The sequence below is a fragment of the Amedibacillus sp. YH-ame10 genome, from assembly GCF_053848885.1.
The window spans coordinates 26,892-37,203 of sequence record NZ_JBSPFA010000029.1; the positions used below are offsets into that span (position 1 = coordinate 26,892).

The window sequence follows — 10,312 nt, forward strand, 5'->3', positions numbered from 1 at the left end:
GAGGAAACATGATGAAAATACAAATAGAAAATTTATGTAAATCCTTCAAAGAAAATCAGGTGCTTACGGATTTGAATTTGAATGTGGACGACAAAGAAATCGTTGTTTTGATGGGTTTAAGTGGCAGTGGTAAAACAACCTTATTACGTTGCCTTTGCGACTTGGAACAAGCAGATAGTGGTAGTATTTGTATCAATGGCAATTATCTTTTGAAAGATGGAGTCATTGCGGATAAGAAAGAAAAACAAACAATATGTAGGGATATCGGTCTTGTCTTTCAAAACTATCAATTGTTTCCACATCGTACCGTATTACAAAATTTGATGGATGCGCCATTGTATCATAAGTTGATGAGCAAAGAAGAAGCAAAAACCAAAGCATTGGAATTGTTATTTCGTTTACAAATACAAGATAAAGAGGGAGCCTATCCTAATACCTTAAGTGGTGGGCAAAAACAACGTGTAGCTATCGCTAGAGCTTGTATGTTACAGCCTTCCGTCTTATGCTTTGATGAACCTACGAGTGCATTAGATGTAGAATCCATTGCCTCAGTTACCTCCATTATCAAAGATTTAAGTAAAGATATGGCAATTTTAATCATCACACATGATGAAGGATTTGCGAAAACAGTAGGTACAAGAGTAATCCGCATCAATGATATCAATAAGAAAACAACAAAATAGTATAAAACACCCCATTTTGCGTTTGCAGGATGGGGTGTTCTTTATAAAAGTGGTAGTTGCATTTGTTCATTAGGAACAACAGATTTATATCCGTTGATAATATCTTTCATCTTATATACGATCCCATACTTCTCACATTCCTTTTTAAAGATGTTCCATAGACGTCTGGCGTCTGGTACATCACAAGAGTAAGTTTTATGATATCGCTGTTCGTACAATTCCATTTTCCCTGGGAAATAATGATTCAGCTGATGGTAAAAATAATCGCGTTGATAAGCACGTAAAGTAACACCCAATCCAGGATAAATAAACTTTGCATGATGAATGTGTGCTAGGTATACGATTTGACGAATGTTTTCTTCTGTATCATTAATAAATGGTAAAAGCGGCATAAATAGGATTCCTGCATAAATTCCATGCTCATGCATCGCATCGAATATTTTAAAGCGCTCAGAACTTAATGGTGCATTGGGTTCAATGATCTTACCAAGCTCATCATCTGCACACGTAATCGTAACTTTAATGATGCTAGGATATTGTCTAGCAATATGGGCAATCAAATCAATATCTCGTAGTATTAAAGTACTCTTGGTATCAATACCAATACCAAATCCATATTTATCAATCAGCTGTAAAGCACCTCGTGTGATCTCTTTTTCTTTTTCAAAAGAGTTGTAGGTGTCTGACATTGCGCCAATACCTATAGTTCCTTTTCTGCGCTTTCGAGAAAGTTCTTTTTCTAATAGTTCTAGTTCATTCTCTTTTCCTCGTACAATATCAAAATTTTCCACTTGATAACATGCACTTCTAGAATCGCAGTAGATACACCCATGGTTACAGCCTTTATATAAATTCATATTGAAATCCATTCCAAACCAAGAGAACTTTTGATAACCATTTTGAATAGAGGTCCCACCTTGTAGAAGACTTTTGGCTTTGATATATTGGAACTCGGGTTTTTCTTTGATTAGGATTGGTACATATAATTCGATAATAGAGTCTTCTCGATTGAAGTGAAAATCACTTGTATACTTTTCATAGTATTGTATAGTACCTGTTTTTCGTGTTAGTTTTGAACTAGGTAAAATATCTTCAAATAATATGCGAATACTTTCACTTAGATGTTTCATATCCCCACGATGAATATATTTTAAATAATGTCCTCTTGGAATATGATATAACCGAAAGGTAATAGGATAGTTTTCTTTTGATGGAATTCCACATATATAATGTAGCTGTTCATCTTCTCGATGGGTAATGCCATATTTCACAAATTCCATCCCTTGTGTTAAGTGATAAGTTTTGATATCTTGTTGGAAAGAACGCCAAAAGGAAGTCGCAATCTTTTCATTTTCTACAAGTGAGGTTGTTAGTTTTTTGCTTTTTGTCAAAACAAAAATATCACCGATAAAACATACTTCATAGTTATTCTCCATAAACTAGTCCTCGTAATTCGCCAAGGCTTGTCGATAACGATGTATCAATTCTTCTTTTAGAAAAGCGGGTTCCATAATTTGTATACCTGATCCATAGCCCATAAAATAGCTATACACCCATTCACCTGGTGGAAACGCTATTTTAAGGAGTAAGGAACCATCTTCTTGTTTTGTATAGTGCTCAGGGGTATATTCATCATAAATGCGATAGGAAAGAGAAGCATCTACTTTTGCGACAATGTGGATATAGTCTTTTTTATCATGATGATACATCGCCTCAACATCTTCTTCAATAATTTCATGGGTAGAATCTTTCATAGATTTCTCTATGTTTTCCATTCGTAATAATTTAAACATTCGTTGATCATTGCTATCTAAACAATAGGCAATAAGATACCAACTTTGTCCTTTGAACATCAAACGTAAGGGTTCAACTTCACGTACTTTGCATGTTCCATAGGAATTATAGTAGGTGAATGTCACAACTTTTCGTTGTAAGATTGCATCCTTTAAAATTTTAAAGTAGGAACTATTATTTGTTAGACCTCCCCAATCACTAAAATCTACATCAATCCAACTGACTTGTTCTTTTTGAAATTGAGCAGATAGTTTGGTAAGAAGGGAAGATACATCGCTTTGATCTGCCATATGATAACTTTGCAAAGCCGATAAAAGGTGCTGTTGTTCTTCATCGTTTAATAACGATTTGGACAAGGTATAATCTTCCATTAGAAAGATACCGCCATTGTTTCCTTTGTTTGTATATAACGGGATTCCTGCTATGGATAAGGCATCAAGATCTCGATAGATGGTACGCGTACTTACTTCAAAGTGCTCTGCCAATTCTTTGGCAGTAACGCGCTTCTTTTGTAATAGGATATATGTAATTTCAAACAATCGTTGTATTTGCATAAGAATTCCTCCTGTTGTCTTTATTGTATCAAAGTTAATATGACAAGTACATGTCATATTACAACACTTTTCTTTTATAAAGGTTGGTGTTATCATAAATAGGAAAGAAGGATGATGAATATGAATGAAGCAATTATAAAAAATAAAATCATAGAATATGCAGAGAATATGTTACAACCAAGTCTTGTGGAAGATGCGAACATGCAAGATAGCATTACAGATGAACATGGAACTACAAATGTTTGGTTGGTAGAATGTGATACAGGGGAAGAATACTTTGTGTTAGAAGGCGATATGCCTAGTAATATCTTCAAGAAAAGTGGTATTTACACAAGCAGTGAACAAGTATATGAAGCTTATCTTGATGTTTTCGAGGAAGGAGAAAAGAAGGAGGCATCCATCGATCGTTTTACTTATCTATAGCGTTATCTTACTTTATATCAATTATGTATGATATAATTATCATAATTAGATATCAGAATTGTCGATATGATAATAAGGAAGAGGTGCATATATATGAAAATTGCTATTTTAACAGATAGTGGTTGTGCTTTATCACCAAAAGAAGGACTAGAAAAAGGAATTTACATTCTACCTTTGCAGGTGGTGGATGGGGATCAGACATTTCGAGATAGTGCAGAAATTACGACGGAAGATTTGTACGAGCGATTACGTAAAAATCATACGCCCAAGACAAGTTTACCAATCCTAAGCGATATTAAAGAAACAATTGATAACATAAAAGAGGCGGGTTTTGATGAGATTATCGCATTGCCTTTATCTTCAGGTTTATCTAGTACGTTTAACTCTATCCGTGTGGTAGCCCAAGAAGCGAATATTCCAATCACGCATATTGAAAATTATACAACGTGTGATTTGCAATATCATTCCGTGCAGTTGGCGAAGCAATATGTGGATGAGGGATTAAATGCAAAAGAAATCAAAGAAAAACTAGAACATAAAATACAACATAGTGGTACTTTGATTTTACCAAATGATATTCAACATTTAAAACGAGGTGGTCGTTTAACACCCTTAGCTGCAGCTGCAGCAAGTCTTTTAAAAATCAAACCGATTCTAAAAATTGATCCATCTACAAATGGGAAAATCGATGTCTTTTCAAAAGTACGTACAGAAAAAAAGGCACAACAAGTCGCAATAGAGTATATAAGTGAACAGATGAAAGAGTCAGAAGGATGCGTGTATGTAATTCATTCGGATAATCTTGCGAAAGCACAAGAAATTCGCAAAGAACTCCAGGATAGAAATCCACAACTTGAAATTCATATTCATACGATCTGTGCGGTTATCGCAGCCCATACAGGATTGGATTGTATTGCGATTCAATACATTGAAAAATAGATTAAATTATACGAAATAGGAGGAGTTTTTATGTTAGAGTTTCGTTATGATACACAATTATTAATCGAAGGTAAGGATCTTAATGAAGACAGTATCAATGCATATTTTACAGAGAATTTTAAAGGTGATTGTTTGTTAGCGGTAGGAGATGAAGAACTTATTAAGATTCACTTCCATACCAATGAACCATGGGATGTATTAAAGTATTGTTCTACCATTGGAGAAATATATGATATCGTAATCGAAGATATGGAGCGACAATCCAATGGGTTAAAAGGTTAAAAGATTCATAATTTATAAGCGTAAAATGGGGAAAAGAAATGAATCAAATTTCAGGAGGGTTTTATGCGAAAATTAAAAGTAGTAGTAGGTTTTGTTTTATTGTTTTTATTGGCGAATATACCACAAAGCAATATGGAAGCACATCCAGGAAGGACGGATGGAAATGGCTGTCATACATGTCGAACAAATTGTGAAAAATGGGGATTACAATATGGAGAATACCATTGTCACAATGGAGGTACTACAAATGATACGCAACAAAGCAGTGGAAATAATAATACATATGTTGCGCCACAACCACAAGTTGAACAACCGAGTGTAGATTATGAAGCCATTGGTAAAAATGATGGATATGCTTTTAAGAAAGATCATCCCAATGCGACTTTAGAAGAAGCAACTTATACCTATCAAGATGCGAGCTACAAATCATCTTTTGAAGAAGCATTTCATAGTGCAGAAGCAGAACTTGAACAAACAAGTAAAACTGCTGCAATAAGTGCAGGGACTAAGGATGCGACTTCCTATGATACATATCAACTCGATTCTATTTCGAATGAATACATGAAAAGCGTATATGAAACAAATTATAAAACAGCATTCGACACAGAAGTAGGGCGGATTAAACGTGAATTAGACGCAACTGCAAAAGAATATGCCTATGCCTCTGTGTTTGGTATTCAAAAGAATGAGACAATGCAGGGCTATGAGTTAGAAAAATATAAAGAATATTATAAGAAATTCTTTGAGAAGTACGAAGAAGATTATAAGATAGAAAAACAAGAAGCATTAGAAGATGCTAAGAAAAAAGGAAAAGAAGACAAACAAGAAACGAATGATAAAAATTACGATTTCTTAGTGTCTTATGAGAATACAAAGTTCTATGATGAGGCAAAGGAAGCATATGATCAAGCATATGAGAATGAAACTACTTCTCCTTTCGCCATTATCATTGGACTTGGTATTTGGTTATTGTTGTTGATTGTTGCGATAAGGATTGCGATGAAAAGAACAAAACGTTATCGTCGTTCCTTACATACAAACGGATAAAGCATGGCTCCATCATGCTTTTTTTCTTTATAATAATGAACACATGATAATTAATGATTTTTTAATTGTACAAAGACTTGCCATAAAAGCTTAAAATATATACCATATAAGAGAAGGGAGATGATGATATGCAAACAAAAAAAGAAGATATTCGCATGACGATTCTAGAATGTGCTAGAGATGAGTTTATGAATCATGGATATGAAGATGCTTCTATGCGTACGATTGCCAAAAAGGCCAATACTTCTTTAGGGAATATTTATCATTATTTTCCCAATAAAAAGGCGATTCTAGATAGCTTGATAAAGCCGGTTGTCCAAGAGGTATGCAATTTTGTAAGAGAACATTCTATGATGGAAGATACAAGACTTGATATGGATCAAATCAACGCTATCTTAGAACAAGTGGATTTTAACGAACCCGAAATGAAGGCTTTGTTATCGAAGGAATTTGTTATTTTTATGGAGACAAAAGATCCTGAGTATGTAGCGATACGTGAAGAAACACTACATGTATTTCGACATCACATCGCAAAACATATGCACTTTAAAGATGGAAGTAATCACTTTGTGATTATCGTTACGAAGATGTTGATAGATTGTATTATACACATGGTTCGTTGTAATGAATGTGTACATGATAAAAAAGAAGATATTATCGATATGTTCAAAATTTTATGTAGAAGTGTCGCCGTACAAGGTAGTGTAACTTTACCAGAAGAAAACAAAGAATCTCCAGAATAGAAATATAGTAGTAATCATGATCAAAATGTATAAAGAAAAAAATGTAGAGGCTACATGTTTTTCTTATACCCAAATAAGAGAGGAAGAGTAGTATGAAAAAAATTGTTGAGTTTAAAAACGTATGTAAAACATATGGGGAAAAGGAAAGTATGGTATATGCTTTAAGAAATGTAAACTTTTCTATTGATGAAGGCGAATTTGTTGTCATACTTGGACCAAGTGGTGCAGGTAAGAGTACAATTTTGAATTTGTTGGGTGGTATGGATGAGGCGACCTCTGGAAATATTCAAATAGAAGAAATGGCGATTGAGAATATGAAAGAGAAAGAATTGGCAGATTATCGAGCAGAGAAAGTTGGCTTTGTTTTTCAATTTTATAATTTAATACCAACGTTAACGGTATATGAAAATGTAGCACTTATGAAAGAGTTGAAGAAGGATATCATGGATCCTAAAGATGCACTTACACGTGTTGGATTGCAAGCGCATCTGCATAAGTTTCCTTCACAGTTATCCGGTGGTGAACAACAGCGTGTATCTATTGCACGTGCTATTAGTAAACATCCTGCTCTATTGCTTTGTGATGAACCTACCGGCGCATTAGATTCTACAACAGGACTCACGGTTTTAACGCAACTAAAAGATATGTGTAAGAAATATGGACATACGACGATTCTAGTCACACACAATGCAGAGTTAGAAAAGGCTGCGGATAAAGTCATCTATGTAAAAAATGGGGAAGTGGAAAACATTGTGATACACGAACATCCTTGTGATATAAATGAGGTGAACTGGTAATGTTATTTCGTAAAATGTATCGCGATATTTGTGCGAACAAAGCGCAGTTCATCGCTATTTTCTTAATGATCTTTCTAGGTGTTTTTATTTTTGCGGGTGTGAATAGTGATTGGAATGGAATGAAGGTAAGTTCAGAAACATTTTATGAAGAAAGCAAACTAGCGGATGTATGGGTATATGGAAATGGCTTTTCGAAAGATGATGTAGAAGTATTGAAGAAGGAAAAGGGAATTGATGAAGTAGAACGTAGAGCCTCTTTTGATACTTATGTAAAAGATAACAAGAAGAAAAAGATTACATTATTTATCGTAGAAGATTATAAACTTTCACAAATGAAAGTTGTGAAGGGGGAAGCTTATCAAAAGGACGTGGATGGAATTTGGATTGATCAATCTTATGCGACTGAAAACAATCTGAAAATAGGACAAAAATATGCAGTAGAGATGAATGGAATTTCTATCGAAAAAGAAATTAAGGGATTTGTATACCATCCAGAAATGGTATATCAAAAAGGAAACGACACGATACTTCCAGATCATAAACATCAAGGATATGCGCTAGTTTCATCAAATAACCTTCCTTTTGATGATCAAATTCCTTATACCCAATTGCTTATAAAAACAAAAAATCCTACAACCATGGATTCGATTGTTCGTGATGCTTTAGGAAAAAGTAATCTTACCTTTATTGAAAGAGAAGATATGTTGAGCTATGCGACTCTACAAGCAGAGATTGAACAACATCAAGCATTCTCTAAAGTATTTCCAGCCGTATTCTTATTAATCGCAGTTCTAACAACCATGACTACGTTAAGTAAAATGATTATGAATCAGCGTTTACAGATTGGGATATTAAAGGCATTGGGTTTTAAAAATCGTAAGGTAACCTTTCATTATTTATCACACGTAGTAGTAATCGCGAGTGTAGGGGCAATTCTAGGATTTGTTATTGGACCACTTATTATTCCAGAATTGATTTTTCCGATGATGCGTAGCGTTTATGTACTTCCAGAATTAAAGCCCTATCCAGTAGATAGTAGTGTATATATGGTATTTGCTAGTATCATTGTATGCTTTAGTGTAGCCTTTATTATTACGCGTAAACAACTAAAGGAAAAACCTGCGTCTGCATTACGCCCTAAAGTTGTCATCTATCAAAAGAAAAGAGAACATAGTTCAAGTATATGGAACAAGTTGAATTTCTATGCACAATGGAACGTACGAGATATTTTTCGAAATAAGATTCGTTCTTTGATAGCTATTATTGGTGTGGCTGGTTGTATGGGTTTAATGATTTGTGCATTCGGTATGCAAAATAGTATGGATCATATGATGAATATGATGTTTCATGAACTTTCTACCTATGAAATGCGTGTACAAGTAGGAGAAGATGGTGATCATGAGAAAGTAAAAGAACGTATGAATGGATCTTTTATTCAAGAAGGGGCAATGGAATATAAGTATAAGAATGAAAAGAAAACAGGAAATCTATTGATTCAAGAAGATACACGATATATGAAAATGCAAGATGAGGAATTAAAAGAGGTAGAGTTACCAAAAGATGGAATTGCATTGTCTTATAATATCGCAAAAGAATACGGTATAAAAAGAGGGGATTTTGTTTCTTGGCGTATCATGGGGAATAAAACATGGGTAAAAAGCAAAGTGAGAGAAATCATTCATACACCTTCAACACAGGGAATTACGATGTCAAAAGAAGTATTCAATGAAGCTGGTATGAAGTTTATTCCCTCAACAGTTGTTGGGAAAAGTGCGAATGTGAAATCAATCAAAGGAGTTTTGAATATACAATATCTAAAGGGGGATATTGAAAATAGTATGGAAACGATGATGCAAGGTATGAATCTTTTGATTGGTATTTTAATCTTTGGGGCAGTGGTGCTTGGATTGGTTGTTCTTTATAATATCGGAACATTTTCCTATTACGAGAAGATTAGGGAAATGGCAACCTTAAAAGTTTTAGGATTCCGTAATCAAAAAGTAAAGAAACTCCTTTCTCAACAAAATCTATGGTTAACAATTGTTGGTATCTTGTTGGGATTACCTTTTGGATATACACTTATCTATAGCGTTGTATCCACGGTGGGAAGTTCAATGGATATGCAAATCATGATTGCGCCTTCTACAATTTTAGGTTGTAGTATAGCAACCTTGATCGTTTCTTATTTGGTGATTAAAATTGTATCGCTAAAGACAAGAAAAATCGATATGGTATCTGCCTTAAAAGCGATGGAGTAGTTCTATATGATTGAAGGATTCGACATATCTTTAAAGAGATTGGTAAATTATGTTTCTTATAGAATCTTTCTTCATGTACATGTTACACTTATCTAAGGATTTTGAAGAACTTTGAAAAGGAGATAAGGATCTATGAGAAAATCAGTGTTATTTATTGGTATGAGTTTAGATGGTTATATAGCGGATGTACAAGGTGGTGTTGAATGGATGGGTGGGCAAACACAAAGTGATGACGATATGCAAAGCTATGAAGAGTTTATAAAAGAAGTTGATACTGTGATAATGGGATGGAATACCTACAACCAGATAGCAAATGAATTATCTCCTAAGCAATGGCTTTATGAAGAATTCTATAGCTATGTTGTAACCCATCGTGATTTACCACCGAAGAAAAAAATTGAATTTACTAATCAATCACCAGAAGAAATCCTTCATAAATTGAAACAGCAGGAGGGCAAAGCCATTTGGATTTGCGGAGGAGCAACGATTGTTTCACAGCTTATAGAAGCAGACTTGATCGACCGTTTTCATGTCTCTGTATTACCTATTTTACTAGGGGATGGCATAAGACTCTTTTCAAAGCAAAAGCAAAGCATGAAGTTACAATTGGTAAAGACACAATCCTATAATGGCATTACTGATTTGATATATGAGCGTAGATAGCAAAGGTGTTAGTGTCAAGTAAGTGTGGAATTATTACCATATAAAATTAAATCTTATATTGAAAGGTTGTGAGCGTAGCGAGCAGCCTTTCAATGTCTTGCCATGAATCCTTTTATATAATTTGATGTA

General features: G+C 34.3%; 11 protein-coding genes. 9 read left to right on the plus strand and 2 right to left on the minus strand.

What is annotated here, in order from left to right:
* The first annotated feature begins 8 nt into the window (after positions 1-8).
* Positions 9-683 carry an amino acid ABC transporter ATP-binding protein gene (locus ACWG42_RS11955; RefSeq protein ID WP_455792629.1) on the plus strand — a complete coding sequence of 225 codons (675 nt, stop codon included), beginning with the start codon at positions 9-11 and terminating at the stop codon, positions 681-683.
* Between the two features lie 41 nt (positions 684-724).
* Here the strand turns inward: ACWG42_RS11955 and ACWG42_RS11960 are convergent, their stop codons facing one another.
* Both ACWG42_RS11960 and ACWG42_RS11965 read right to left on the minus strand, forming a co-directional pair.
* Positions 725-2,119 (minus strand): effector binding domain-containing protein, encoded by a 1,395-nt coding sequence (locus ACWG42_RS11960; protein ID WP_455792631.1) that lies wholly within the window; start codon positions 2,117-2,119, stop codon positions 725-727.
* 3 nt (positions 2,120-2,122) lie between these two features.
* Positions 2,123-3,031, minus strand: coding sequence for a helix-turn-helix transcriptional regulator (locus ACWG42_RS11965; RefSeq protein ID WP_455792633.1), 909 nt, complete (start codon positions 3,029-3,031; stop codon positions 2,123-2,125).
* A gap of 120 nt (positions 3,032-3,151) precedes the next feature.
* Here ACWG42_RS11965 and ACWG42_RS11970 point away from each other — a divergent pair, with 120 nt between their 5' ends.
* From ACWG42_RS11970 to ACWG42_RS12005, 8 genes are all read left to right on the plus strand, one after another.
* A complete protein-coding gene (locus ACWG42_RS11970) occupies positions 3,152-3,454 on the plus strand; it encodes a hypothetical protein (RefSeq protein ID WP_455792635.1) in 303 nt (100 codons plus the stop codon).
* A 93-nt stretch (positions 3,455-3,547) separates the two neighbouring features.
* Positions 3,548-4,393: a DegV family protein gene (locus tag ACWG42_RS11975; RefSeq protein ID WP_455792637.1), complete on the plus strand. Its 846-nt coding sequence runs from the start codon at positions 3,548-3,550 to the stop codon at positions 4,391-4,393.
* Between the two features lie 30 nt (positions 4,394-4,423).
* Complete coding sequence (locus tag ACWG42_RS11980; protein WP_455792638.1) at positions 4,424-4,675, plus strand: kinase to dihydroxyacetone kinase; 252 nt, start codon at positions 4,424-4,426, stop codon at positions 4,673-4,675.
* 63 nt (positions 4,676-4,738) lie between these two features.
* On the plus strand, positions 4,739-5,722 hold the full coding sequence (locus ACWG42_RS11985) for a YHYH domain-containing protein (protein ID WP_455792640.1): 984 nt from the start codon (positions 4,739-4,741) through the stop codon (positions 5,720-5,722).
* 128 nt (positions 5,723-5,850) lie between these two features.
* The gene (locus ACWG42_RS11990) at positions 5,851-6,465 is read left to right on the plus strand and encodes a TetR/AcrR family transcriptional regulator (protein ID WP_455792641.1); all 615 of its coding nucleotides are present in this window, start codon (positions 5,851-5,853) and stop codon (positions 6,463-6,465) included.
* A 92-nt stretch (positions 6,466-6,557) separates the two neighbouring features.
* Positions 6,558-7,262, plus strand: a complete 705-nt coding sequence (locus ACWG42_RS11995; RefSeq protein WP_455792643.1) for an ABC transporter ATP-binding protein — start codon at positions 6,558-6,560, stop codon at positions 7,260-7,262.
* Complete coding sequence (locus tag ACWG42_RS12000) at positions 7,262-9,520, plus strand: ABC transporter permease (protein WP_455792644.1); 2,259 nt, start codon at positions 7,262-7,264, stop codon at positions 9,518-9,520. Before ACWG42_RS11995 ends, ACWG42_RS12000 begins: the two co-directional genes overlap by 1 nt.
* Before the next feature lie 132 nt (positions 9,521-9,652).
* Positions 9,653-10,183 (plus strand): dihydrofolate reductase family protein, encoded by a 531-nt coding sequence (locus ACWG42_RS12005; protein WP_455792646.1) that lies wholly within the window; start codon positions 9,653-9,655, stop codon positions 10,181-10,183.
* Positions 10,184-10,312 lie beyond the last annotated feature (129 nt).

Bases quoted from the DNA above. Each gene is read 5' to 3' on its own strand.
- ACWG42_RS11955 (WP_455792629.1), top strand. From the start codon at position 9: ATGATGAAAATACAAATAGAAAATTTATGTAAATCCTTCAAAGAAAAT.
- ACWG42_RS11960 (WP_455792631.1), bottom strand. From the start codon at position 2,119: ATGGAGAATAACTATGAAGTATGTTTTATCGGTGATATTTTTGTTTTG.
- ACWG42_RS11965 (WP_455792633.1), bottom strand. From the start codon at position 3,031: ATGCAAATACAACGATTGTTTGAAATTACATATATCCTATTACAAAAG.
- ACWG42_RS11970 (WP_455792635.1), top strand. From the start codon at position 3,152: ATGAATGAAGCAATTATAAAAAATAAAATCATAGAATATGCAGAGAAT.
- ACWG42_RS11975 (WP_455792637.1), top strand. From the start codon at position 3,548: ATGAAAATTGCTATTTTAACAGATAGTGGTTGTGCTTTATCACCAAAA.
- ACWG42_RS11980 (WP_455792638.1), top strand. From the start codon at position 4,424: ATGTTAGAGTTTCGTTATGATACACAATTATTAATCGAAGGTAAGGAT.
- ACWG42_RS11985 (WP_455792640.1), top strand. From the start codon at position 4,739: ATGCGAAAATTAAAAGTAGTAGTAGGTTTTGTTTTATTGTTTTTATTG.
- ACWG42_RS11990 (WP_455792641.1), top strand. From the start codon at position 5,851: ATGCAAACAAAAAAAGAAGATATTCGCATGACGATTCTAGAATGTGCT.
- ACWG42_RS11995 (WP_455792643.1), top strand. From the start codon at position 6,558: ATGAAAAAAATTGTTGAGTTTAAAAACGTATGTAAAACATATGGGGAA.
- ACWG42_RS12000 (WP_455792644.1), top strand. From the start codon at position 7,262: ATGTTATTTCGTAAAATGTATCGCGATATTTGTGCGAACAAAGCGCAG.
- ACWG42_RS12005 (WP_455792646.1), top strand. From the start codon at position 9,653: ATGAGAAAATCAGTGTTATTTATTGGTATGAGTTTAGATGGTTATATA.